Annotated in this window: 27 protein-coding genes; 13 read left to right on the top strand and 14 right to left on the bottom strand. The window is 29.0% G+C overall.

The window, feature by feature from the left end; all coding sequences use genetic code 11:
* Nucleotides 1–118: 118 nt before the first annotated feature.
* Nucleotides 119–781: a uracil-DNA glycosylase family protein gene (locus CRV03_RS08040; protein WP_129084623.1), complete on the top strand. Its 663-nt coding sequence runs from the start codon at nt 119–121 to the stop codon at nt 779–781.
* A 206-nt stretch (nt 782–987) separates the two neighbouring features.
* On the opposite strand, the gene CRV03_RS08035 is transcribed toward CRV03_RS08040, so the two are convergent.
* From CRV03_RS08035 to CRV03_RS08015, 5 genes are all read right to left on the bottom strand, one after another.
* Nucleotides 988–1,794, bottom strand: coding sequence for a MetQ/NlpA family ABC transporter substrate-binding protein (locus CRV03_RS08035; RefSeq protein ID WP_129084622.1), 807 nt, complete (start codon nt 1,792–1,794; stop codon nt 988–990).
* A gap of 12 nt (nt 1,795–1,806) precedes the next feature.
* Nucleotides 1,807–2,445: a methionine ABC transporter permease gene (locus CRV03_RS08030; RefSeq protein WP_129084621.1), complete on the bottom strand. Its 639-nt coding sequence runs from the start codon at nt 2,443–2,445 to the stop codon at nt 1,807–1,809.
* Complete coding sequence (locus CRV03_RS08025; RefSeq protein WP_129084620.1) at nt 2,445–3,401, bottom strand: methionine ABC transporter ATP-binding protein; 957 nt, start codon at nt 3,399–3,401, stop codon at nt 2,445–2,447. The genes CRV03_RS08030 and CRV03_RS08025 overlap by 1 nt, the downstream gene beginning before the upstream one ends.
* 172 nt (nt 3,402–3,573) lie before the next feature.
* A complete protein-coding gene (gene rho, locus CRV03_RS08020) occupies nt 3,574–4,905 on the bottom strand; it encodes a transcription termination factor Rho (protein WP_129084619.1) in 1,332 nt (443 codons plus the stop codon).
* A gap of 160 nt (nt 4,906–5,065) precedes the next feature.
* Nucleotides 5,066–5,662 (bottom strand): peroxiredoxin, encoded by a 597-nt coding sequence (locus CRV03_RS08015; protein WP_129084618.1) that lies wholly within the window; start codon nt 5,660–5,662, stop codon nt 5,066–5,068.
* A 283-nt stretch (nt 5,663–5,945) separates the two neighbouring features.
* Here CRV03_RS08015 and CRV03_RS08010 point away from each other — a divergent pair, with 283 nt between their 5' ends.
* The 7 genes from CRV03_RS08010 (at nt 5,946) to CRV03_RS07980 (ending at nt 10,610) form a co-directional block, all read left to right on the top strand.
* Entirely contained in the window at nt 5,946–6,221 is a 276-nt protein-coding gene (locus CRV03_RS08010; protein ID WP_129084617.1) for a 4Fe-4S dicluster domain-containing protein, read from the top strand.
* 129 nt (nt 6,222–6,350) lie between these two features.
* Nucleotides 6,351–6,764 carry a nucleoside-diphosphate kinase gene (gene ndk, locus CRV03_RS08005; protein WP_129084616.1) on the top strand — a complete coding sequence of 138 codons (414 nt, stop codon included), beginning with the start codon at nt 6,351–6,353 and terminating at the stop codon, nt 6,762–6,764.
* 18 nt (nt 6,765–6,782) lie between these two features.
* Nucleotides 6,783–7,163: a YceD family protein gene (locus CRV03_RS08000; RefSeq protein ID WP_129084615.1), complete on the top strand. Its 381-nt coding sequence runs from the start codon at nt 6,783–6,785 to the stop codon at nt 7,161–7,163.
* 14 nt (nt 7,164–7,177) lie between these two features.
* Nucleotides 7,178–7,330 (top strand): 50S ribosomal protein L32, encoded by a 153-nt coding sequence (gene rpmF / locus CRV03_RS07995; protein WP_129006532.1) that lies wholly within the window; start codon nt 7,178–7,180, stop codon nt 7,328–7,330.
* The gene (plsX, locus tag CRV03_RS07990; RefSeq protein WP_129084614.1) at nt 7,330–8,322 is read left to right on the top strand and encodes a phosphate acyltransferase PlsX; all 993 of its coding nucleotides are present in this window, start codon (nt 7,330–7,332) and stop codon (nt 8,320–8,322) included. The genes rpmF and plsX overlap by 1 nt, the downstream gene beginning before the upstream one ends.
* Before the next feature lie 30 nt (nt 8,323–8,352).
* Nucleotides 8,353–9,351 (top strand): beta-ketoacyl-ACP synthase III, encoded by a 999-nt coding sequence (locus CRV03_RS07985; RefSeq protein WP_129084613.1) that lies wholly within the window; start codon nt 8,353–8,355, stop codon nt 9,349–9,351.
* A gap of 134 nt (nt 9,352–9,485) precedes the next feature.
* Nucleotides 9,486–10,610 (top strand): GGDEF domain-containing protein, encoded by a 1,125-nt coding sequence (locus tag CRV03_RS07980; RefSeq protein ID WP_129084612.1) that lies wholly within the window; start codon nt 9,486–9,488, stop codon nt 10,608–10,610.
* Nucleotides 10,611–10,619: 9 nt separating this feature from the next.
* Here the strand turns inward: CRV03_RS07980 and CRV03_RS07975 are convergent, their stop codons facing one another.
* The 3 genes from CRV03_RS07975 to CRV03_RS07965 are packed head-to-tail and all read right to left on the bottom strand — an operon-like array spanning nt 10,620 to nt 12,059.
* A complete protein-coding gene (locus CRV03_RS07975; RefSeq protein WP_129084611.1) occupies nt 10,620–10,940 on the bottom strand; it encodes a branched-chain amino acid transporter permease in 321 nt (106 codons plus the stop codon).
* Nucleotides 10,933–11,619, bottom strand: coding sequence for an AzlC family ABC transporter permease (locus CRV03_RS07970; RefSeq protein WP_129084610.1), 687 nt, complete (start codon nt 11,617–11,619; stop codon nt 10,933–10,935). The genes CRV03_RS07975 and CRV03_RS07970 overlap by 8 nt, the downstream gene beginning before the upstream one ends.
* A 2-nt stretch (nt 11,620–11,621) precedes the next feature.
* Nucleotides 11,622–12,059, bottom strand: coding sequence for a hypothetical protein (locus CRV03_RS07965; protein WP_129084609.1), 438 nt, complete (start codon nt 12,057–12,059; stop codon nt 11,622–11,624).
* 40 nt (nt 12,060–12,099) lie between these two features.
* Here CRV03_RS07965 and CRV03_RS07960 point away from each other — a divergent pair, with 40 nt between their 5' ends.
* Nucleotides 12,100–12,741: a transglutaminase-like cysteine peptidase gene (locus tag CRV03_RS07960; protein WP_129084608.1), complete on the top strand. Its 642-nt coding sequence runs from the start codon at nt 12,100–12,102 to the stop codon at nt 12,739–12,741.
* Here the strand turns inward: CRV03_RS07960 and CRV03_RS07955 are convergent.
* Nucleotides 12,723–13,286, bottom strand: a complete 564-nt coding sequence (locus CRV03_RS07955) for an aminotransferase class IV family protein (protein WP_129084607.1) — start codon at nt 13,284–13,286, stop codon at nt 12,723–12,725. The two genes, CRV03_RS07960 and CRV03_RS07955, sit on opposite strands and share 19 nt — an antisense overlap.
* A 67-nt stretch (nt 13,287–13,353) precedes the next feature.
* On the opposite strand from CRV03_RS07955, the gene CRV03_RS07950 reads away from it, so the two are divergent.
* On the top strand, nt 13,354–14,124 hold the full coding sequence (locus CRV03_RS07950) for a dienelactone hydrolase family protein (protein WP_129084606.1): 771 nt from the start codon (nt 13,354–13,356) through the stop codon (nt 14,122–14,124).
* Here the strand turns inward: CRV03_RS07950 and CRV03_RS07945 are convergent.
* The 5 genes from CRV03_RS07945 to CRV03_RS07925 all read right to left on the bottom strand — a co-directional run bounded on the left by CRV03_RS07945 (nt 14,121) and on the right by CRV03_RS07925 (nt 18,417).
* Nucleotides 14,121–14,798, bottom strand: coding sequence for a response regulator transcription factor (locus tag CRV03_RS07945; RefSeq protein WP_129084605.1), 678 nt, complete (start codon nt 14,796–14,798; stop codon nt 14,121–14,123). The genes CRV03_RS07950 and CRV03_RS07945 overlap by 4 nt on opposite strands.
* Nucleotides 14,792–15,358: a cysteine hydrolase family protein gene (locus CRV03_RS07940; RefSeq protein WP_129084604.1), complete on the bottom strand. Its 567-nt coding sequence runs from the start codon at nt 15,356–15,358 to the stop codon at nt 14,792–14,794. Before CRV03_RS07940 ends, CRV03_RS07945 begins: the two co-directional genes overlap by 7 nt.
* A 66-nt stretch (nt 15,359–15,424) precedes the next feature.
* Nucleotides 15,425–16,465: a Cj0069 family protein gene (locus tag CRV03_RS07935; protein ID WP_129084603.1), complete on the bottom strand. Its 1,041-nt coding sequence runs from the start codon at nt 16,463–16,465 to the stop codon at nt 15,425–15,427.
* A gap of 96 nt (nt 16,466–16,561) precedes the next feature.
* On the bottom strand, nt 16,562–17,527 hold the full coding sequence (locus tag CRV03_RS07930; protein WP_129084602.1) for an aminodeoxychorismate synthase component I: 966 nt from the start codon (nt 17,525–17,527) through the stop codon (nt 16,562–16,564).
* A gap of 14 nt (nt 17,528–17,541) precedes the next feature.
* Nucleotides 17,542–18,417 (bottom strand): aspartate carbamoyltransferase catalytic subunit, encoded by an 876-nt coding sequence (locus CRV03_RS07925; protein ID WP_129084601.1) that lies wholly within the window; start codon nt 18,415–18,417, stop codon nt 17,542–17,544.
* A gap of 96 nt (nt 18,418–18,513) precedes the next feature.
* On the opposite strand from CRV03_RS07925, the gene CRV03_RS07920 reads away from it, so the two are divergent.
* Genes CRV03_RS07920 through CRV03_RS07910 form a run of 3 tightly spaced genes read left to right on the top strand, consistent with a single transcriptional unit; the run spans nt 18,514 to nt 23,229 of the window.
* A complete protein-coding gene (locus CRV03_RS07920; RefSeq protein ID WP_129084600.1) occupies nt 18,514–20,832 on the top strand; it encodes a fatty acid cis/trans isomerase in 2,319 nt (772 codons plus the stop codon).
* 50 nt (nt 20,833–20,882) lie between these two features.
* Nucleotides 20,883–22,067 carry an aspartate aminotransferase family protein gene (locus CRV03_RS07915; protein ID WP_129084599.1) on the top strand — a complete coding sequence of 395 codons (1,185 nt, stop codon included), beginning with the start codon at nt 20,883–20,885 and terminating at the stop codon, nt 22,065–22,067.
* Nucleotides 22,045–23,229, top strand: coding sequence for a TolC family protein (locus tag CRV03_RS07910; RefSeq protein WP_258239043.1), 1,185 nt, complete (start codon nt 22,045–22,047; stop codon nt 23,227–23,229). The genes CRV03_RS07915 and CRV03_RS07910 overlap by 23 nt, the downstream gene beginning before the upstream one ends.
* Nucleotides 23,230–23,258 lie beyond the last annotated feature (29 nt).

Raw genomic sequence — 23,258 nt, 5'->3', positions numbered from 1 at the left:
TATAAAATAAGAAAGATTATATCTAAAAACTTATAACTAATTAGTTAAATAATAAATATTTAAAGCCTTAATATTTTAAGCTTTAAAAGTTAAAATTTGAAAAAAAGAAAGGCATAACTTGTTTCATCACTTTCATCCTTATAAACCCTACTTAAATAAAGATACAAAAAAGATTATTGTAGGTACTTTGCCACCTCCAAGATTTTGTAAAAAAGAGTTTAAAAAAGAGGATGTAAACTTTTGTTATGGTTCAAAAGATAACCTTTTATGGCAGACCTTAGATAAGATTTATTCATTAAACTTACTCTTTGATAATAGCCAAGAAGCAGTTATTCAAAGAAAAGAGTTTTTAGATAAAAATCAAATTGGTATTTGTGATATTGTAGATTCATGCAAAAGAGAGAAAGTAGATGCAAGTGATTTAGGTATGAGTGAGATTGTTTTAAGAGATATGCTTAACTATTTAGTTGAATACAAAACTATAGATACTCTTATTTTTACAGGAGGAAACTCAAAAAATGGTCCAGAATATTTTTTAAGACAGATACTTAAAAAACAAAATATAAAATTTGAACTTGTTTGCTCAAATATTCCAAAACAACATAAATTTATCTTTGATAATAGAGAAATAAAAACTATTTCTCTTACTTCTCCATCAAATGCAGCTAATAGATATATTGGTTCAAACAGACTCTACAAAGAAAGAAAACTACAAAATCCAGACTATACTACTTTTGATTTTAGATTAGAACAATATGAAAAGGTTTTCAAAACTACTTAAGAGTTATATAAAGCTATTTTCTTTATACTTCTTACTTTATGAATGAGTGTTCATTTATTATAAGATATGCAAAGGAATTGTCATGTTTATCAGTGAAATTTTAATGTTTGTGATTTTAAGTTTAGTAGCATTTACAGCAGTTACATATGTAATAAATATGTTTGTAAAGGAAGATTAAAAAGAAGGAAAAACTCCTTCTTTTTATATTAGAAAGCTTCTACAATAGAACCTTTATATTTAGTAGCAATAAACTCTTTAACCTCTTTTGACGTTAATACTTCATCTAATGCTTTGATATAATCTTTGTTTTCATTACCTTCTCTTACAACTAAAATATTAGCATATGGAGAATCTTTTGACTCAATTACTAGTGCATCTTTAGTAGGATTTAAATCAGCAGCTAAAGCATAGTTTGTATTAATAATTGCAGCATCTACTTCATCAAGAACTCTTGGTAATTGAGGAGCATCTAATTCTTTGATTTTTAAGTTTTTTGGGTTTTCAATAATATCAATTGCAGTTTTGAACTGAACATCTTTGAATTTTAATAAACCCTCTTTAACTAATACATCTAAAGCTCTACTTCCATTTGTTGGGTCGTTTGGTACTGCAATAGTTGCACCATCAGCTAACTCATCAAGTGACTTGATTTTATTAGAGTACAATCCCATTGGCTCTAAGTGAACATTTACAGTTTTAACTAATTTAGTATTTTTTGATTTATTAAACTCAACTAAATATGGAGTGTGCTGGAAGAAGTTTGCATCTAATTGCCCTTCATCAACTGCAATATTTGGAGTAACATAATCAGTAAACTCAACGATTTCTAACTCATAACCTTTAGCTTTTAAAAGTGGTTTAACAACTTCTAAAATCTCTGAGTGAGGAACTGGAGTAGCTCCAACTTTGATAACTTTTTTTGCTTCTTCTTTTGGTTCTTCAGAACCTGTACAAGCAACAAACCCAAGTGCTACTGCACCAAGTAATGCTAATTTTAAAATATTTTTTAACATCTAAATCCTTTCTTATTTTTTAGTTATTTTATAAATATAATCACCAGTACTTTGTACTAATTGAACTAAGGCAATTAATATAACTACTGTATATAACATTGTGTCTGTTTGGAATCTGTAGTAACCATATTTAATAGCTACATCTCCTAAACCTCCACCACCAACAGCTCCTGCCATAGCAGAAAAACCAATAACTGTAATTAGTGTTAAAGTAATAGCTGAAACTATACTAGGTAATGCTTCTACAAGCATCACTTTAAAGATAATTTGCCAATCACTTGCACCAAATGATTTTGCAGCTTCAATAACACCTTTATCTACTTCTTTAAATGCACTCTCAATAAGTCTAGCTATAAAAGGAGCTGCCCCAATTGTAAGTGGAATAATAGCTGCTGTTGTACCAATACTTTTTCCTATTAAAAACTTTGTAAGAGGAAATAAAACAATCATTAAGATAATAAATGGAAAAGATCTTAATGTATTAATCACAACATCTAATATTGTATATAGTTTTAAGTTCTCTCTTAATCCACCTTTTGAAGTAAGAATTAGAACAATTGCTAAAAGAAACCCAATTACTACTGCAAAAAATGTAGAAACAAAAGACATATATACAGTTTCACCAAGTGCTGGTAATAAAATATCAACCATTATAACACCTCCCATACAATGTCATGCTCTTTAATATAATCAATCACTTTTTGCTGATTTACTTCTTCAATATTTATAACCATATTTCCTACAATATGAGTATTTATCTCTTCTAATTTTCCCCATACAATATTAAAGTCCATATCTAACTCTCTTGCCATCTTTGTAATAAAAGATTGGTAAGCATTATCCTTTGGAAAATATAGTTTAATATTTACACCCTGAGCAGGAACTACTTCACTCTCACCTAAGAAGTGTTTCATCTTTTCATCTGGTTTTAAAAATAGTTCTTCCGTATCATCAAAACCAATAATATTTCCATGCTCTAAAAGTAATGCTTTTTGAGCTATTTGTTTTACAACTTCCATTTCATGAGTAACAATTACAATAGTAATATTAAGCTTCTCATTAATCTCTTTTAAAAGATTTAAAATAGAAGTAGTTGTATTTGGGTCAAGGGCAGATGTTGCTTCATCTGATAATAAAACTTCTGGGTCTAAAGTCAATGCTCTAGCAATAGCAACACGCTGTTTTTGTCCACCACTTAATTGACTAGGATATGAGTTTAGTTTGTTTTCTAAACCAACAAGAGCTAATAAATCATTTACTTTTTTATCAATTTCAGCCTTGCTATATCCCCAAAGTTGCATTGGAAGTGCAACATTTTCATATACAGTTTTTCTTTGAATTAATGAAAAATGTTGAAAAATCATTCCAATATTTTTTCTAAACTCTCTTAAACTGTTTTTATCAAGTGTTTTAATCTCTTTATCATTTACTCTTAATGAACCATCACTATAATCTTCAAGTCCATTTATACATCTTAAAAGTGTAGATTTTCCTGCACCACTGTGGCCAACAATAGCAAAAATTTCACCCTCTTTAATGTCAATTGATATATCATTTAAAACTTTAGTACTACCATAAAATTTATTCAGATTTTTAATAGTTATCATAATAAGTCCTTATTTGTGGCCGAATATTATACAAAAAAGCATAAAACAAGTATTAAAGAGGTAACTTATTTGTAATTTTGATTTTACTTTAAGAATACCAAGTATTTTAATCTTGATTATTATACTTAAGATTATAGACAAAAAAAAGTAGCCCCTCTTGGGACTACAATTTTTACTCGTTCATTCCTGCGAAAAACTCTTCATTGTTTTTAGTTTTTTGCATTTTTGAATATAAGAATTTAAGTGCTTCTACTTCATCCATAGAACCAATTGCATTTCTTAAAATCCAAGTTTTTTGTAAAATCTCAGGAGTAAGAAGTAGCTCTTCTTTTCTAGTTCCAGATTTAATAATATCAAGAGCTGGGTAAACTCTTCTATTTGCCGCATTTCTAGATAATACAACTTCTGAGTTACCAGTACCTTTGAACTCTTCAAAAATAACTTCATCCATTTTTGAACCAGTTTCAATAAGAGCAGTTGAAATAATAGTTAAAGAACCACCTTCTTCAATATTTCTAGCTGCACCAAAGAATCTTTTTGGCTTGTGAAGTGCATTTGCATCAACCCCACCAGAAAGTACTTTTCCTGAACTTGGAGTAACAGTATTATATGCTCTTGCTAATCTTGTAATAGAATCAAGTAAGATTACAACATCTTTTTTCATCTCTACAAGTCTTTTTGCTTTTTCAATTACAATCTCTGCAACTCTAACATGATTATGTGCTGGTAAATCGAAAGTAGAAGAATAAACTTCACCTTTAACAGACCTTTGCATATCAGTCACCTCTTCTGGTCTTTCATCAATTAAAAGAACCATTAAGTGAGTATCAGGGTGATTTCTTGTAATACCATGAGCCAACTCTTTTAGTAACTCAGTTTTACCAGTTTTTGGAGGTGCAACGATTAGTCCCCTTTGACCTTTACCCATTGGAGCAAATAAGTCTAACATTCTTCCTGTCATTCTTGTTTGGTCATATTCAAATTTAAATCTTTCAGTTGAATATAAAGGAGTTAAATTGTCAAATAGAGGTCTGTTTTTTGATTCGTTGATTGGTAGGTAGTTAATTGCTTCAATTTTTAATAAAGCATTATATTTTTCACTATCTTTGTTTGGTGGTCTAACTTGTCCAGTTACAATGTCACCTGTTCTTAATGCAAACTTTCTAATTTGTGTTGCTGAAACATATGAATCATTTGATGTATCTGAAAAGTTTCCATCCATAGCTCTTAAGAAACCAAAACCACCATCTTTAATTTCAAGGATTCCTGTAAACAGAATAAAACCACCTTGATCGATTTGTGATTTTAAAATGTTAAACATTAAGTCTTGTCTTTTAAGTTCTTGTGGGTTTTCTACTTCTAAGTCTTTTGCTATTTTAAGAAGGTCTTCAAGGGGAAGTTCTCTTAGTTGTTCAATTTTAAAGCCCTCTACGGGTACGTGAGTTCTTGTTTTCCTACCATTATTGGTAGATTTTTGTTTAGATTGAGTTTTTGACTCTTCCATAAGTATATTTTGCCTTTTATAGAATTACATAAAGTAATGTAAGTTTTGTAGTGTTATTAAGAATTTTATAGTGTTATTTTAGTGTTTATTTAAAAAAATGTCAAGAAATTAATTGCTAGAAAGTGCAAAGATGCCCAAGAGAGGCATCTTTACTTAAATATTATAAGTCACCTTCGTGCTTAGCAAGATACTCAGCAACACCATCTTTGTCTGCTTTCATACCTTCATCACCTTTTGACCAACCTGCAGGACAAACTTCACCGTGCTCATTAGTAAATAACATAGTATCTACCATTCTGATCATCTCGTCAATGTTTCTACCTAATGGTAAGTCGTTAATTACAGCGTGTCTAACAGTTCCATCTTTGTCAATTAAGAAAGATCCTCTTAATGCTACAGACTCTCCGAATAATACATCGTAATCTTTAGAGATTTGTTTGCTTAAGTCAGCAACTAATGGATACTTAATTCTTCCGATTCCACCATTTTCAACTGGAGTTTCTCTCCAAGCGAAGTGAGAGAATTGTGAGTCAACAGAAACACCAATTACATTGATACCTCTTGAAGTAAACTCTTCAATTCTTTTAGAGAATGCGATAATTTCTGAAGGACAAACGAATGTAAAATCTAATGGATAGAAAAATAATACCGCACCTTTCTCACCAATGTTATCATATAGGTTAAAATCTTCAACAATTTGACCATCAGCAAGTACTGCTGTAGCTGTGAAATCTGGAGCTTTTTTTGTAACTAACATGTAATTTCCTTTTATTAAAATTAATTTGTGATGAAATTATAGTACAAACTAATTAAAACTAATAATAAGTGAATAGATAAAGTTTAAAATTTAAGACAAATTTTATTTTAGGAAAATTTTTATCCAAATAGAAGAAATAATAGTTTTCTTTTCTTTTACTATTTGATAGTTGTTATTATTTTCATTAAACTACCATTCTGTGGGTTTTATAATAATATAAAGACTTAAAGATAAATTTATTATTACTGTGCTAAAGTTTCTAAAATTTAACAAGGAGTTATAAATGGCAGTTAAAATTACAGATATTTGTATTAATTGCGATGCATGTTTAGATGAATGTCCAACTGAATCAATTGTTGATAATGATGAAAACCCAACAGGTGAGGATATCTATTTTGTAAATGCTGATACATGTACTGAGTGTATCGGTGACAACGATGAACCTGCATGTGCAGAAGCATGTCCTACTGAAGGATGTATCGTATGGGATGCAAGAGAAGGTGCAGCACACCCAGTTAGAGATGGTATGACTGAGGGTGAACCTTGCGTTGAAGATTAATAACTAATTTTTAACATTAATTATATACAATTTTATTATGTCAAAGGTAAGTAGTATTTTTTACTACTTGCCTTTTTTTTATTTTTTAGGTATAATCCGCGACTTAAAAAATTAAAGAGGAAAATACCTATGGAACAAACGTTATCAATCATTAAACCTGATGCAGTAGCTAAAAACGTTGTTGGAAAAATCTTAGATAGATTTGAATCAAACGGATTAAGAATTGCTGCAACTAAAAAAGTACAGTTATCTAAAGCAGATGCTGAAGCATTTTATGCAGTTCACGCTGAAAGACCTTTCTTTGGTGAATTAGTTGAATTCATGATTTCTGGACCAGTTGTTGTTACTGTTTTAGAAGGTGAAGATGCAATGGCTAAAAACAGAGATTTAATGGGTGCTACTAACCCTAAAGAAGCTGCAGCTGGTACAATCAGAGCAGATTTCGCTGAATCAATTGATGCAAATGCAGTACACGGTTCAGATTCTTTAGAAAATGCAGCTATCGAAATTAAATTTTTCTTCTCTGACAGAGAAATTTGCTAAGAATAGTTCATATTTTAAATGAAAATAGAATTTAGAAAAGTACCACAAAGCCCTAAAAACTTTAGTGCAGAGTTCAATTCAGTTAAAATTGAAGGTACTTTTTGTAAAATATCGCCATCATTAGTCAAAATCGACAGCACTTTAAATGGTAAAACTACAGTTCAATGTGCAAGATGTGGTGAAGACGATACTGTTACTTTAGAGGAAGAGTTTAATTTCTTGATAAGTGATGGTATTTTCAAGAATGAATCCTCTGAGTCAGAAGACTTAGTAATAGAAATAGATGATCATATGATAGACTTCAATGCTATTATTGAAAGTGAAATATCATCTATATACAGTGACTATCATATCTGTAATAACTGTACAGATTGTGAATTAGTCGATAAAGAATATTAAATAAGGAGAATAATATGGCAGTACCTAAGAGAAGAGTATCTCATACTAGAGCAGCTAAGAGAAGAACTCACTATAAAATTACTTTAAAAAGACCGGTAAAAGATAGTGACGGAACTTGGAAGATGCCTCACACGGTAAACCCAAATACTGGTGAATACAAAAACTAATGCTTAAAATTGCTATTGATGCTATGGGAGGGGATTTCGGTCCCGAACCCATAATAGACGGTTTAATTGCCGCTCTAAGACTAAATAATAACTTTACTGCTATTGCAGTAGGTGATAAAACTCAACTTGAAAACTTAATCCCTTCACACTTAAAAAACAGAGTAGAAATTGTACATACAGAAGATGTAATCAGTATGACTGATTCTGCAACAGACGCATTAAAAAGAAAAGATTCAACTATTTACAAAGCAATTGATTTAGTTAAGTCTGGAGAAGCAGATGCAGTTGTTTCAGCAGGTCACTCAGGTGCATCAATGTCTTTAGCAACACTTAGAATCGGAAGAATTAAAGGTGTTTCTAGACCAGCAATTGCAACACTTATGCCAACAAGTGAAAACCAAAATACATTAGTATTAGACGTTGGAGCAAATGTTGATTGTGATTCAAAAAACCTATTTGAATTTGCAGTTATGGGTCAAGTATATGCAAGAGATGTTTTACAAATTGATGAACCACTAGTTGGATTATTAAGCAATGGTGAAGAAGAAAGCAAAGGTAATGAAGTTACTAAGGAAGCCTTTAAACTAATTTCTAAAATTCCTAACTTTGCAGGAAATGTAGAAGGTAGTGATATTTTTAAAGGTTCAGTTGATGTTGTTGTTTGTGATGGATTTATTGGTAATATTTTACTTAAGACTGCTGAAGGTGTAGCAGATACTATAGGTCAAATTATCAAGAAAAACCTTAAACGATCACTTATCTCAATTGCTGGTGCAGTATTAATGAGAAAAGTATTTAAAAACTTAAAAGTTAGAGTAGATTATGCTGAATATGGTGGTGCTCCACTATTAGGTGTAAAAGCTCCAGTTATCATTGCACATGGGAAATCAAATCCTAAAGCTATTCAAAATGCTATTTTTCAAGCTATCAATAGTGCAAGTTCTAACTTAAACAACGATATTGAAGAGAGATTAAAGCAATATAGCTCTTAATCCCCTCTTTTTTATTTAAGGAAAATTTTTATGACGTATGCAGCGTTTAGATCAATTGGAGCTTATATACCTCCAAAGATTATGACTAATTTTGATTTTGAAAAAATCATTGACACTACAGATGAATGGATTACTAAAAGAACAGGAATCAAAGAAAGAAGAATCTCAGAAGAGAATGAAGCTTCATCTGATTTAGGTGCAAGAGCAGCGCAAGTTGCTATTGACAGAGCAAATATTGCAAAAGAAGATATAGATTTAGTTATCTGTGCAACAGTAACTCCTGATTATCTTTGTATGCCATCTACTGCTTGTTTAATTGCATCAAAACTTGATTTACCTCCAGTTCAAGCATTTGACGTAAGTGCCGCATGTACAGGTTTTGTTTATGCAGTATCTATGGCAAAAGCATTCATTGAGTCAGGAATGAAAAAAAATGTACTAATTATTGGTGCAGAAAAATATACTTCAATTTTAGATTATACAGATAGAACAACATGCTTTATCTTCGGAGATGGTGCTGGAGCAGCTATTATTTCTGCAACAGACAAAAAAGAAGAAGCTATAATTGATGTAAACTGCTCAAGTGATGGAAATTATGATGATTTAATTAAAACTGCTGGTGGTGGAAGTAAACATCCTTGTAGCCAAGAGGTTTTAGATAATAAAATGGCTTGTATTAGAATGAAAGGAAATGAGACTTTCAAACTTGCTGTTAAAACTTTAACTTCTGATGTACAAGATATGATGGAAAAACATAATATCACTAATAAAGATATTACTCACTTTATCCCTCATCAAGCAAACTATAGAATTATCTCAGCAGTAGGTAAAGCTTTAGGATTAAATGATGAGCAAACAGTTGTAACTGTTGACAAATATGGAAATACTTCAGCCGCATCAATTCCAATGGCTATGAACTATGCTTATGAGCAAGGTAAAATCAAAAAAGGTGATATGCTTTTATTTGATGCTTTTGGAGCTGGACTTACATGGGGATCTGCTTTATTCCCATTTGCACCAAAACAATAAACTACTAGATGAGCTTTTTGCTCATCTTAAAACCTACATAATATTTACATTTATTTACTCTATAAAGAATACTTTTCAGTCACATTTGTTACAATAATAAAAAAGTTTATTACATACAATTTAGGGACTAGGACTTGACGAAAAAAATCACAGAAAACTTTGAGATTTTCCCTTGGAATGAAAATCTTGAAATAGGTATTGAAGAAATAGATGAACAGCATAAGACTATTATAGAGCTTCTAAATAAGCTTGCTAATAGTTTAACACAAGATGAAGCTATTGAAGTAGAAGAGACTTTCAATGAGTTAGCAAAATATGCAGATTTTCATTTTAAAAGTGAAGAGAAAGTTTGGCAAAAGCATATCAAAGACGAAGAACTTCTTAAACAACATAATCATAGTCATGAATCTTTTCTACCAAAAGTATTAGAGTTAAAAGAGAAAAATAAAGATAAAAACTATAATGAAGCTATTGAAGAGATTCTTTTATTTTTAATTAGATGGTTAGCCTTTCATATAGTAGATGAAGACAAAAGGTTTGCATTAGTTATTAAAGCTTTAGAAGATGGTAAAAGTATGCAAGAAGCTGTTTTTGAAACTGAAAGTATGATGAGTGGTTCAATGAAAAGTCTTATTGAAACTATTCTTTCTATGTATGATAAATTATCAATTAAAACAATTAATCTTATTAGAGAAAGAAAAGCTAGACTTAAAGCAGAAAAAGAGCTTAGAAAAATCAATAAAAAACTTGAAGAACTTTCAATAACAGACCAACTTACAAAAATATATAATAGAAGATATTTTGATGAACAGTTTGAAAAAGAGCTTGAAGAAAAGAAAGATACAAATACACTTATTTCTGTAATGATATTTGATATAGATTACTTTAAAAAGCTAAATGACACTTATGGACATGCAAAGGGTGATGAAGCTTTAATCAAAGTTTCTAAGGCATTAAAACAGTTATGTAAAGACAATAATATCTCTGTTTATAGAGTGGGTGGAGAAGAGTTTACTATTTTATTCACAAATAAAAATGAAGAAGAGATATTAACTATTTTAGATAAATTAGAAGAGTCAATTGCTAAACTTGAAATTAAAAATGAAGGCAGTACAGTAAGTGACTATGTAACTATCTCAGGAGGTTTAGTAAGTTTAATTCCTACGGAAGAGTCAACTATTGATTCAATAATGAGACTTGCTGATGAAAGACTTTATGAGGCAAAAAAAACAGGTAGAAATAAAATCATCTATAGTTAAGCTTTAGTGCTAAAAATATTGCACTAAAGCCATATAAAAGATAGTTCCTAAAAAAATAGAAACCAAATAGTTTTTTAGAGTCAAATGTAAAAGGGCTGTAAAAACTATTCCCCCTACTTCTTTTATTCCATGTGGATATAAAGAGAAATCAACATCTTTCAAAGTATAAAAAACCAAAATTGTCATAATAGTTGCTGGGAAAAACTTCTCAATAAACTCCATTGACTTTGGTAAGTCTTTCTTTGCAAAAAAAACAAAGGGAAATACTCTTGTCAAAAAGTTTACTACAGCCATAATTGCTATTGCAATATAAAGTTCCATACTACTCATTACTTAGCCTTTGTCTAAAAAAGAACAGTAATACTAAAGCAAGAGAAATAGTTACAATAAGCATCTTATCTGAAGGAACTAGTATCAAAGCAACAACTGAAGCAATAGAGCCAATTAAAAATGGTATTGAGTTTTTTAAGTTCTTATATTGTTCTATACAAAGAACAACAAAAAGAGCTGTTAATGAAAACTCTAGACCTGCTGTATTAAACTCAATATTTGAGCCAACGATTGCTCCTAAAGTTGCACCTGTGAACCAATAAGCTTGATTGAAAGCTGTCAAAAAGAAATAGTACCACTTCTTTTTTAGTTGCTCATCATCTTTTATTGTTGTTAATAAAGCATATGTTTCATCTGTCAAACCAAATATCAAATAAGGTTTTAACTTTCCTGTTTTTTTAAATCTCTTTAATAAAGATAAGCCATAAAAGGATTGTCTTAAGTTTACAAACCAAGAAGCAATTGCTATATCTACAAAACCTGCTTTTGCATTAAAAAAGTTTATTGCAACAAATTGTAAAGCCCCTGCATAAATGAAAAGTGACATAAGAGGTGCTAAATACCAAGGATAATCAAAAGATACTAACAGTAATCCAAAGGCAAAACCTAAAACAGAGTATCCCATCATAACAGGGATAGAGATTTTAAATGCAGTCTTTATTTCTCGTTCTAAACTCAAAATTACTTAAATCTTTTGTTATTTGGATTGTTTTTAAAAATATTCATTGATTTTTCTTTAATCACATTTTCATTGTATTTATCTATTGTAGCAACTGAATTTACAAATAAAATAGACTCATCAACAACTATTTGGAAAACTGCGTGAAATGGTATTTTAACTGTTGAACCAAAGTTTTCACTTCCAAAGCCTGCTTCAAAACTTATAAAATCTTCTTCTATTTTGATAGTACTATAAGTATAATTTTTTAATATAAATAGGGAAAACTTTGCAAGTTGTTCCTTTGTTGCAACAGGTAATTCAGGGTTGAAATCAACGGCATCAATATTTGCAGTTATAGCAAACTCTTGACCTTTGTTTACTAAATAAATCATTGTATCTTTTACTTGTTCACTAACTAATTCTTTGTATTCTACATCTTCTAATATATTGTTAATCATTTTTAATCCTGCATTTTAAATTAGTTTGTTATTATAACTTATGAAACGCATAATTCTACTTATTTTAATTTCTACATTATTTTTACAAGCAAAAAGTATAACTTTAAATGACAAAGACAAAGAAGAGCTTAAAAATAATCCAAATAAAAAAGCCGTTTATTTACGACTTTTAAAATATTTAGAATTAAAAACTAAAATAAAAGACTTCTCACTAGAAAAAAAACTAAACTATGTAAATAGTTTTTATAATAAGATTTTACCTGTAAATGATTCTACAAAATATAGTTCAGATGATTATTGGGCTACTCCAAAAGAGTTTATTATAGAAGGTAAAGGAGATTGTGAAGATTATGCAATTGCAAAATATTTTACCCTAAAAGAAGTTGGAATTCCTAAAGAGAAACTTTTTTTAGCTGTTGTAAAAGTAAAAGGTGCAACAAACTATCACATGGTATTAACTTACTTAGAAAACAAAAACTCTATGCCTTTGATTCTAGACAATCTAAGTTTTAGAGTTCTTCCTTTTATCAAAAGAACAGATTTAACTCCAAAGTTTATTTTTAATGAAAAAGAAGCCTTTATCTTAAAAAATAAAAAGATTCACAAAAAAGCAAAAATAGACTGGGGAAAAGAAGATAAATGGAAGAATCTTCTAAACCGAATTTATAAAGAAAATGAATAATCCTCAATTACATCAAAATCAATCATTGCATTCATAAGAGCTAATTTTTTACTTTGCTTTAGCATTTCTAAATCAATATCCTTTTCCACTAAAGAGCCCTCTTTTAAAAGCCTAGCTCTTATAGTTCCTTCTAAAAGTGGTTTTTTAGGAGTCAACCAAGTAGTTCCATCATAAATAGCAATATTTGCAATTGAAGTATCAGTTACTAAACCATTTTTTATGATAATAATTTCATCACAAGAGCCTCTTTTCTCATACAAGCTATCAATACTACTTCTATCTAAATATTTTTTTGAATACTCTATTTTCTCATCTTCTATAATTTTAAAACTATTTATTTCTCTTTTTTTATAAGGGAAAAACTCTACACTTAAAATTGAGTTCTCATCATAAATAACTTTACACCTTAAAAGTTCATTTGATGGAGCATAAAGATACTCTTGAAGACTTAAATTCAAAGCCACAGCTTTTGCAACTCTTTTTTCATGGTATTCTAAATTAAAAACCTCATAATCTTCACATCTAATTGTCTCAAAATAGTTCATAAATATTGTCTCTTTATTGTTTATATTTTTGGTTATAATATCCAAAAAAATTTTAGGAACTACTAGTTTGATTGAAATTAAAAAGACAATAAAAAAATATGAAAACTTCTATGACACATTTAAATATGCTTATGTTGGTTTACCAAAAGGTTTTATGGGAATAAAAAAACCTTATTTTGGACAACTATATAAATTCAAAAAAGAGTTTAAAAACTATAATGAGTATAAAGAAAAATTTCCTCTTGTTTTATTTATACATGGTTCAAAGGGTTTAAATAAAGGAACTATTTATAGAAAATGGATTGTAGAACAAGGCTTTATTTTTATCTCTCCAAACTCACTAAAAATCAAAAATAGACCTACATATTCAACCCCTGACAAACTAAGTTCCTATGAAAAAGTTCATAAACTAAGACAAGCAGAAATTGTCTATAATCTAAAAAATATTTTAGAGTTTAACTTTGTAGATAAAAACAATATGTTTCTAATGGGCAATTCTGAAGGTGGCTTAGCAGCAGCATTTTATAAAGGAAATGAATTTAAAGGAAGAATAGTTACAGCTTATTCTTGTGAAAATAGTTACTACTCAAAAGATTTTAAAATTGGAGCAAAAAAGAAAGACCCATTTTTAAATATCATTGGAACCCATGATGAATTTTTTAGTGAAAAATCAGAACCTAATAAAGACCATGAAGTTCAAGGTCATTGTACTAAAGCACTAAAAAAATATAAAAATGCAAAGGTAGTAATCTTAGCTCAAACAAAACATGATATAACAGAGAATATCTATGTTAAAGATGACATAACAAACTTTTTGAGATTATGGAGTAAGGCTTAGTTTTCTATATTTAACTTATAGCCTATGCCTGAATAGTTTTGTAAAATTGTTTTATAAGTCTTTTTTCTAAAGTCTCGAATCAAAGACTTTAAAGCAGCAGTTGTGCACTCATTGTCCCAAATATGGTATTCTAACTCTTCATAAGTAATAACTCTATTTGGGTTTTGGATAAAAAGATTTACTAAGATAGATTCTTTTTTATTCAAAATAAAAACCTTCCCATCTTTTGTAATGCTTTGAGTTTGAAAATTAAATAAAATGCCATTTCCTAGATTTACATTACTATATATTCTACTTTCTATAACTTCAAGACATTTTTCAAGACCTTCTAAAAACTTATCTTGGCAAAAAGGTTTTAAAATATACTTTGTAATATATAGCTCCATTAACTCATAAAGATAAGCATTTGTTTTATTAGCACTTAAAACTATAACTGCAGTTTTAATATCACTTTGCCTAACTTCTTGAAGAAACTTCACCATTGTATTATCGCAAAAAGAGTCATCTACAACAATAATACATGGTGAATATTTTTTATAAGAACTCTTTGCTTGTTTTAAACTATTTGCAGTGAAAACCTTTTTTAAATTTTTCTGCAAAAGTGGCAAAACCTCATTTTTAGAAGAGTGTTTATCGTAAATATATAAAACAAGTAAGTTATTTAATTTTAACAATCAAAGCCTTTTAAAAAATCATTTGTACTCTCTACTTTTGCATAAGCAAACTCAAAAGCTGCCATAAAACTATTTTGTACATCTTTAGAAGATACAATTTTTCCATTAAACTCTAAATTTTTTGTTGCACAAGCATCATTTATAACAGTGCAATTATATCCAAAATCTTTTGCAGCTCTAAGTGTTGCATCTACACACATATGAGTCATAGCTCCTACAATTATAAGAGAGTCTATTTCCTTTTCTTCCAAAACTTCTTTTAGTTGTGTTTTTAAAAATGAATTTGGAAAATTTTTACTTATTACAGTTTCTTCTTCTAAAGGTTTGACGCTATTGTGTATTTGTGCTCCCTTTGAACCTATTTCAAAGAAAGGTGCATTTTCATTTGGATTTTCATGTTTTATATGTATTATGTTTAAGGCTTTTTTCCTAAACTCCTCTAAAAGTATTGAAGCATTTCTTGAAGCTTTTTCTGAGTCTGCTAAAGGGTATTTTGCCCCTTCAAAACTTGAGAAATAGTCATTTTGTAAGTCTATTAGTAGTAGTGCTGTATTTTTCATTTATATCCTTTTATTTTTTAATTAAAAAATTATAAAAAGATATAGAAGCAAAAAAGTAGGATAAACCTACTTTTTCTTCTTTTTCTTTGAAGTTTCAAAAACCTTTGCAACTTCTTTTGCATATTGAAGTTCTGTTGTGATTCCTACGCAAGAGCAGTTGATTTCAGATAAAACATAGATATCATTTCCATCTTTATCATAATCCATAATATAATCCATAGTCCAAAGAAGTGGATAGTTTTGACCTTTTAAGAATGGTTTTAAATCCTTTAAACCTTTTGTTGTAAGTTTAACTACATCTTTCCATTTTGGCTCATCTGGTGATTCATATTTGTATTGAGCCCCAGAGAATAAAGTTGCAGAGAATTCACCCTCTTGAGGTTTTTTATGTACTACTGAAATAGGTTTATCATTTACAAGTAAAACTCTTACTTCACCTTCTGCTATTCTTTCTAAATATCTACACCCTACAAAACCATTTTTACCTTTGAAGTATGCAGCATATTCTGATTCTTCTTCAAATCTTGATTCAAACTTTTCTAAAAACTCATTGATGTTGTCATAGTAAAATTTCTCATTGTTTACAGCCTCAACAGAGAAAATTGAACCATCATCTTTTTTAGATACTAAATATACGCCCTCACCTGTAGAACCGTAGTTTGTTTTTAAAACTCTAATTCCATATTTATCTAAATCAGCAGGGAATTTTCTTGCAAAATCAGTGAATGTATTGTAAAAGTAAGTATCTTCATCACCAAGTCTAGTTCCCTTTAATTTTGCTAGAATATCTTTAAAATCAAGATTAATCATAACATCTGGGTGAGTATGAACTTCAACTCCTGCATTTCCTAATGCCTTTAAAAATTGAAAATATTCATCTACTTCTTTTAAGTTACCTGGGTTAATTCTACTTATAACTGAAACTGCTTTTTCTTTTAAATACTCAAGTAGTTCATACTTTCTATTTGGTCTATAAAAAACTATCTCAGTTTTATAATCACCAACTTCCTCAATTGCATCTAAAATTGGTTTAGTATCAGGTCTAAAACCGTCAAAGCCTTTGTCACTTCCTTTTGCATATTCTATTACAAAAATAGTGTTCTTCATATCTTCTCCTAAAAAAAATTTCAAGGATTTTAATACAAGAAATAAACTTTTTGGTTACAAGTTTAAAAAATAAGTTTTTATGTAATCTTTTTGTAATTAAAAGGGTAAGTAGATTTTATCAATAAGCTCTTTGTATTCATCTTCAACATTTGAATCACAGGTAATTCCTCCACCACTTTTATAGTAAAGGTTTCCTTTTTCATCTTTTTCAATAAATCTTATCATAACGCAAGAGTTTAAAGATTTTCCATCATATACTCCAAAAACACCTGTGTAGTAATCTCTATCATAAGATTCATTCTCTTTTAGTATTTCAACAGTTTTTTTCTTTGGCGTTCCTGTTATAGAACCTGCTGGTAAAATTGAAGTTAAAATATCACCTATTTTACTATGCCAATCTTCATCAAGTTGCCCAGTTATTTTAGAACTAACTTGTAAAAGTTTTTTATCACCTGCATTTATTTTATCAATATACCTAAACTTGTCTACTTTTATTTTGTTTGCCACAATTCCTAAATCATTTCTAAGTAAATCAACAACCATAGTATGTTCTGCCATCTCTTTTATATTTCCTAAGATTTTAGCACTTGCATTTTCTACTTTACTATCAATTGTTCCTTTCATAGGATATGTTGCTATTTTGTTCTTTTTGATTTCTATAAATTTTTCAGGGGAAAAACAAACAAACTCATCAAAAAACTTTAACTTATATTTTGCATTTGCTTTTTCATAGATTTCATCTAATGAAAATTTTGTTTCTATTTTTGTTTTTGCTGTTAAGTTTAGAATATAAGAGTTTCCATTTTTTATATGTTCTTGTAAAATATCAAAACTCTTTTTATACTCGTTAAAAGATAGTGGATACTTTTTCAACTCTTCTTTTTCTAAGGTTTTAGTTGAAAGTTTTGAAGATACTTTTTCATTTATCTCATATTTTACTTCATTAGGAAGTTCACTTAAAGGTTTTACATAAGATTTTGATAAATCATAAGAGATAAGAAAAAAAAATGGCTCCTTTAAAGAGCCATATTTATTTAGTAGGTTTTGTAAGTCTTTGTTCAATTTATTTAGCTAGTTTACTTTATAAGTTTCTTTAAAATTGCCATTCTTACAGCAACGCCATTTCTTACTTGCTCTAAGATTTTGTTTCTAGGGTCAACTAACATTTCATCAGAAATATCAATATTTCTATTTACTGGTCCTGGGTGAAGTAATAAAATATCTCTATCTCCAAAAGTATCTTTTGTAATACAATAGTTTTTTGCATAGTCAGTTAATGATGTAAAATATACTTCGTCATGTCTTTCAAGTTGAGTTCTTAAACTCATAACAACATCAACCTCATCAATGATTTCATCTAAAGTATCATATTGTTTAAACTCACTATCTTCATATTTAAAGCAATCAGGAGCAACAAAACAAACGTCCATTCCAAATCTTGAAAGAAGTCTTCTATTAGAACCTGCAACTCTTGAACTTTTTACATCTCCAATAATTGCGATTTTCTTTCCTTCTACTTCTCCATTAAAGTGCTCATAAATAGTAAAGAAATCTAATAATGCTTGAGTAGGATGTGCATGTTTTCCATCACCCGCATTAATAATAGGACAATCAACATGGTCAACTAAAGTTCCTGGTAAACCACATTCACTATGTCTAATAGTAATAGCATCTGGCTGCATTGCATTAATATTTGCAATAGTATCAAAGATAGTTTCACCTTTACTTCTTGAGCTTCTTCCTACATCTAAAGAAATTACCTGAGCTCCAAGCCTTTTAGCTGCCATTTCAAAAGCACTTCTAGTTCTTGTAGAATCTTCAAAAAATAGATTTACTACAATTTTTCCCTTTAGAACTTCATTACTTTGCATATCTAGAAACATTCTAGCATCATCAAAAACTTCTAAAATTTCTTCTTTTGTAAAATCTGCTGTACGGATTAGGTGCTGCATTTATTCCCTTTAATTTTAATTTTGATTTTATCAAAAACAGCTTTAAAATTTTTATTTAAGTATAATGTTTTCACTCAAAATTTTAGGATTTTTATAATGAAGTTACACCTCATCTTTTTTTTAGCTTTGCTTGCCCTATTTCCAAATACTATATTTGCAAAAGAACAATTATCATTCACAAAAGATATCAAACCTATTTTAGACAACAGATGCGTTACTTGCCACTCATGTTATAACTCACCTTGTCAATTAAAGCTTTCATCGTTTGAAGGACTTACTAGAGGAGCTTCAAAAGAGGATATTTATGCAAATAGATTAACTGCCGTTGAACCTTCAAGACTTTTTGTAGATGCTAAAACAGAGGAGCAATGGAGAGAAAAAGATTTCTTCTCCGTTACTAATCATTTTAAAGATTCTGAAAAATCAAATGAATCCATTATGCTAAGACTGCTAGAAGAGAAACAAAAGAACCCTTTAAATAAAGGTGACTACTCTCCTGAAACAGATGAAGTAGCCTGTGTAAAAAATCAAAAAGAGCTAGATGATTATTTAAAAGAAAATCCTCACAAAGCTATGCCTTATGGTTTTCCTGCATTAAATAAAAAAGAGCATAAACTTCTAAGTTCATGGTTAGAATCAAACTCTTTTGTAGATGATAAAAAAAATATAATATCTAAACTTGAAAAAGAGCAAATTCAAAAGTATGAAGAGTTTTTTAATAATGAAAAAATGAAATATCAAGTTACTGCTAGATATATCTATGAGCACTTATTTTTAGCACACCTTAGTTTTGACAATAGTAGTAAAAACTTTTTTCAACTAGTAAGGTCAAGAACTAAAACAGGTGAGATTGATATTATTCCTACAAGGTTTCCATATAGTAAAATAGAAGAGAAGTTTTATTATAGAATTAAACCTATTACCTCAACTATTGTTCATAAAACACATATGGTTTATACATTAGATGATAAAAGATTAAAAACCTACAAAGAGCTATTTATAAATAGTGCTTGGCTAGAAAAACCACATATGCCTGCTTTTGATACTAAAGTTTCTGCAAATGCACTTAAAACTTTTAAACAAATTCCTGCAAAAAGTAGGTATAAATTCTTACTTGATAATATTCACTACTTTATAATGACATATATTAGAGGTCCTGTTTGTAAAGGTCAAATTGCATTAAATGTAATCAACGACCACTTCTGGGTAATGTTTATTGACCCTGAAGCAGATGTTTCTGTGAAAGATAAAAACTATTTAGATGAAAACCTAAAGAACCTTTCTATTCCAAATAAGTATGGAGCAACTCCTGACTTATTAGAAACCTTTACTATTATAAAAAACTATCAACAAGCAAAAATATATTTTGAAAATAGAAATAAGATTTATAGTAAATATTATCCCCAAGGTCTTGGCTTAAAAGAGCTTTGGAAAGGCAATGAGTATAGTGATAATAAAAATGATTCAATACTAACTATTTATAGACATTTTGATTCTGCTTCAGTTCATAAAGGAGCTCTAGGAGATATTCCTAAAACTATGTGGGTTATAGACTTTCCTTTAATTGAAAGACTTTATTATTCACTTGTTGCTGGTTTTGATGTTTTTGGAAGTACTTCTCACCAGTTTTTAGTTAGAAAACATATGGATAGACTTAGAATAGAAGGAGAAACAAACTTTTTAGAGTTTTTACCAAAGGATTCAAGAAAAGAGTACTTCAACTCTTGGTATAAAGGTTGGTTAGCAAAAAGATTATCACTTTATGTTCCTTCAAATAGTGAGCCAAATATAAATTACCAAACAAATGATTATAAAGAAGAGTTTACAGATAAACTATTCTCATATTTAGATATAAAAAAAGATCCAATTAACTTTATAGATAAAGAGTATATTCCAGTGAAGATTTTAAAAGAGTATGAAAATAAAAAACAAATAGAACAAACTTTTAAGACATTAACTCTTCCAAATAACTCTAAGTTTATTCAATACCACACTGATGATAAAACCAACTTAGCCTATATAAGAATAGAGCTTGAAAATGGTGAAAACCTAATTTATACTATGGTTATAAATAGATGGCATGATAATGTTGCACTTATGTTCGATGAGGACTCAAGGTTAAATCCTAAAAAAGATAGAATCAATTTTATTGAAGGTTTTATTGGTTCTTATCCAAATATCTTTGTAAAAGTAAAACAAAAAGATTTAAATGAATTTTTCCACTTAATCTATGATTATCAAGGAACAAATAAGCAAAAAGAGTTAATATTAAAATATATTGTAAATAGAGCTAATCCTAATTTTTGGGATGAATATGATTGGTTTACAAATGAATTTAAAAAGCAAGATGAATTACAATTTGGGCTTTTTGACTTAAATCGATACTACCAAAAAGCTATTGATAACTTTCGTTAATATTAATTAGATATAATCTTTTTTATATATTATAATTTTTAGGGAAAAAAATGTTAGAAACACTAGATAAACAGTTTGTACTTCAAACATATGCAAGAAATTATGTAAACTTTAAAAAAGGTATTAACGCAACACTTTTTGATGAAACAGATAAAGACTATATTGATTTTACTTCTGGAATTGGAGTTGTTTCAGTTGGTCATGGAAATAAAGAAGTTGCTGATGAGATTTGTAAACAAGCTAATAATATTATTCATATTTCAAATCTTTATGCAATTGAACCACAAGCAAAACTTGCTGAAAAGATTGCAAAACTTTCAGAGATGGATGTGGCTACATTCTTTGCAAACTCAGGGGCAGAAGCAAATGAAGGTGCTATTAAACTAGCTAGAAAATATGGTGAAACTAAGTTTGATAAAAAAAGATATAAAGTAATCACGTTAGAACATTCATTCCATGGAAGAACAATAACAACAGTTAAAGCAACGGGTCAAGCTTCTATGCACTCACCAAACTTCGCACCGTATCCAGATGGTTTCAAATATGATGCAAGAATTGATGATATTTATAACTCAATTGATGATGAAACTGTTGCAGTTATGATTGAGTTAGTTCAAGGTGAAGGTGGAGTTCAACCCTTTGATAAAAAAGATATCCAAGAACTTGCAAAGTTTTTAAAAGAGCAAGGTATTTTACTTATTATTGATGAAGTTCAATCAGGAGTATATAGAACAGGTGAATTCTTAGCTTCAAACCTATATGAAATTGAGCCTGATATTATTACTTTAGCAAAAGGTCTTGGTGGTGGAGTTCCTATTGGAGCAGTGGTAACTAAACATAAAGATTTATTTACATACGGTGACCATGGTTCTACTTTTGGAGGGAACTACTTAAGTACAGCTGCTGCAGGAAAAGTTGTTGATATTTTAGATGAGTATAAAAATGCAGGAACATTAGATGAGATTATTATCTACTTTGATAATAAAATAAATGAACTTGTAGAAAAACATGCTAGCTTATTACAAGAAAAAGTTGGTGTTGGATTAATGAAAGGTATTAGAATAAAAGATGCAGACTCTCTTGCAGCTATTATAAAAAATGCCTTTGAAGAAGGTGTTTTAGTTTTAAGAGCTGGAAAAAATACTTTAAGACTTTTACCTCCATTAACAATATCTAAAAAAGAGATTGATGAAGGATTTAAAAGGTTAGATGATGCAATTTCAAAAGTTAGCTAGTCTATTTTTTGTTTCAACTATTTTTCTATCTAGTTCTTTTGCCCAAGAAATAGATGAGAAAATTCTTTCGCAAGACAGATTAGATATTATTGATTTTTCTAAAAAGCAAAATGAAGAAAATAGCTCAAAGTTAAGAAAAGACTGGATTAACCCAGTTACTTTGAGTTATAAAAAAGATTATACTGAGACTTACGATACAGCAAGAAGTATGATATCTATAAATCAACCAATTTTCAAAAGTGGTGGTATCTATAGTGCAATAAAATATGCAAATGTAAACTTCAAATATAATGACTTGGATATTGAAACTCAAAGAAAAGAGTTAATAAAACAAGTAACTACTTTACTTTTTAATCTTCATATTATAGATTTAAATATCAAGAAAAATGAGTTTTTATTAAAAAATGCAAACATAGATATTCAAAGAAAAAAAGAGCAAGTGTTCAATGGCTTTTTAGATACTTCTTATTTAGACAATGCCATTTTAGATGCAAACAGTGTTAAAAATACCCTTGCAGATTTATACTTTCAAAAAAAAGAGTTAGAAAACAACTTTAATAATCTTGCAAGTAAAGAGTATAAAAAGTTTGAGTTACCAAAGTTAACTCTTACAGATAAAGAAAACTTTTTAGAAAATTCTTTAGAGTTAGCAAAAGCAAGAGTTGATGTAAAACAAAAAGATTATTTAGCATCAATGTCTATGTCTCAATACTTACCTACTTTTAGTGTAAGCATGGATTATAGCCATTACCATGATACAGATGGAAACACTAGTATTCAAGATGAAACAACAACTAACTATGGAGTTTCTGTTTCAATGCCACTTGATGTAAGAGCATTAAATGATGTAGAAGCACAAAGAATCGAATATCTAAAATCAAAATTAAATCTAAATAATATAATTTTAGAAGAACAAAATTTCTATAAAACAAAGCTTTCTAAAATAGATATGATTGAAAGAAAAAAAGAGATAGCAAAAGAGGATTATAAACTTTATGACTCTTTATTAAAAATTATTGTTGAAGAAAAAAATGCTCAACTAAAAACGCAAAGTGATGTTGATACTTTAGCAAACTCTCAAAAAATCAAATCACTAGAAGTACAAATTCTAGAGCTACAAAAACAAATTGAACTTTTAGAAATATATTCTAAAATTATTTAATAAAACCCTTAATTATTATAGCTTTATGC

This window comes from Arcobacter sp. F155, assembly GCF_004116455.1.
Lineage (GTDB): Bacteria > Campylobacterota > Campylobacteria > Campylobacterales > Arcobacteraceae > Halarcobacter.
The sequence above is the reverse complement of the archived record's forward strand: the minus strand, read 5'-3'. Positions and strand labels throughout refer to the sequence as shown.

Bases quoted from the DNA above. Each gene is read 5' to 3' on its own strand.
- CRV03_RS08035 (WP_129084622.1), bottom strand. From the start codon at position 1,794: ATGTTAAAAAATATTTTAAAATTAGCATTACTTGGTGCAGTAGCACTT.
- CRV03_RS08030 (WP_129084621.1), bottom strand. From the start codon at position 2,445: ATGGTTGATATTTTATTACCAGCACTTGGTGAAACTGTATATATGTCT.
- CRV03_RS08025 (WP_129084620.1), bottom strand. From the start codon at position 3,401: ATGATAACTATTAAAAATCTGAATAAATTTTATGGTAGTACTAAAGTT.
- rho (WP_129084619.1), bottom strand. From the start codon at position 4,905: ATGGAAGAGTCAAAAACTCAATCTAAACAAAAATCTACCAATAATGGT.
- CRV03_RS08015 (WP_129084618.1), bottom strand. From the start codon at position 5,662: ATGTTAGTTACAAAAAAAGCTCCAGATTTCACAGCTACAGCAGTACTT.
- CRV03_RS08010 (WP_129084617.1), top strand. From the start codon at position 5,946: ATGGCAGTTAAAATTACAGATATTTGTATTAATTGCGATGCATGTTTA.
- ndk (WP_129084616.1), top strand. From the start codon at position 6,351: ATGGAACAAACGTTATCAATCATTAAACCTGATGCAGTAGCTAAAAAC.
- CRV03_RS08000 (WP_129084615.1), top strand. From the start codon at position 6,783: ATGAAAATAGAATTTAGAAAAGTACCACAAAGCCCTAAAAACTTTAGT.
- rpmF (WP_129006532.1), top strand. From the start codon at position 7,178: ATGGCAGTACCTAAGAGAAGAGTATCTCATACTAGAGCAGCTAAGAGA.
- plsX (WP_129084614.1), top strand. From the start codon at position 7,330: ATGCTTAAAATTGCTATTGATGCTATGGGAGGGGATTTCGGTCCCGAA.
- CRV03_RS07985 (WP_129084613.1), top strand. From the start codon at position 8,353: ATGACGTATGCAGCGTTTAGATCAATTGGAGCTTATATACCTCCAAAG.
- CRV03_RS07975 (WP_129084611.1), bottom strand. From the start codon at position 10,940: ATGAGTAGTATGGAACTTTATATTGCAATAGCAATTATGGCTGTAGTA.
- CRV03_RS07965 (WP_129084609.1), bottom strand. From the start codon at position 12,059: ATGATTAACAATATATTAGAAGATGTAGAATACAAAGAATTAGTTAGT.
- CRV03_RS07960 (WP_129084608.1), top strand. From the start codon at position 12,100: ATGAAACGCATAATTCTACTTATTTTAATTTCTACATTATTTTTACAA.
- CRV03_RS07955 (WP_129084607.1), bottom strand. From the start codon at position 13,286: ATGAACTATTTTGAGACAATTAGATGTGAAGATTATGAGGTTTTTAAT.
- CRV03_RS07940 (WP_129084604.1), bottom strand. From the start codon at position 15,358: ATGAAAAATACAGCACTACTACTAATAGACTTACAAAATGACTATTTC.
- CRV03_RS07935 (WP_129084603.1), bottom strand. From the start codon at position 16,465: ATGAAGAACACTATTTTTGTAATAGAATATGCAAAAGGAAGTGACAAA.
- CRV03_RS07925 (WP_129084601.1), bottom strand. From the start codon at position 18,417: ATGCAGCACCTAATCCGTACAGCAGATTTTACAAAAGAAGAAATTTTA.
- CRV03_RS07920 (WP_129084600.1), top strand. From the start codon at position 18,514: ATGAAGTTACACCTCATCTTTTTTTTAGCTTTGCTTGCCCTATTTCCA.
- CRV03_RS07915 (WP_129084599.1), top strand. From the start codon at position 20,883: ATGTTAGAAACACTAGATAAACAGTTTGTACTTCAAACATATGCAAGA.
- CRV03_RS07910 (WP_258239043.1), top strand. From the start codon at position 22,045: ATGCAATTTCAAAAGTTAGCTAGTCTATTTTTTGTTTCAACTATTTTT.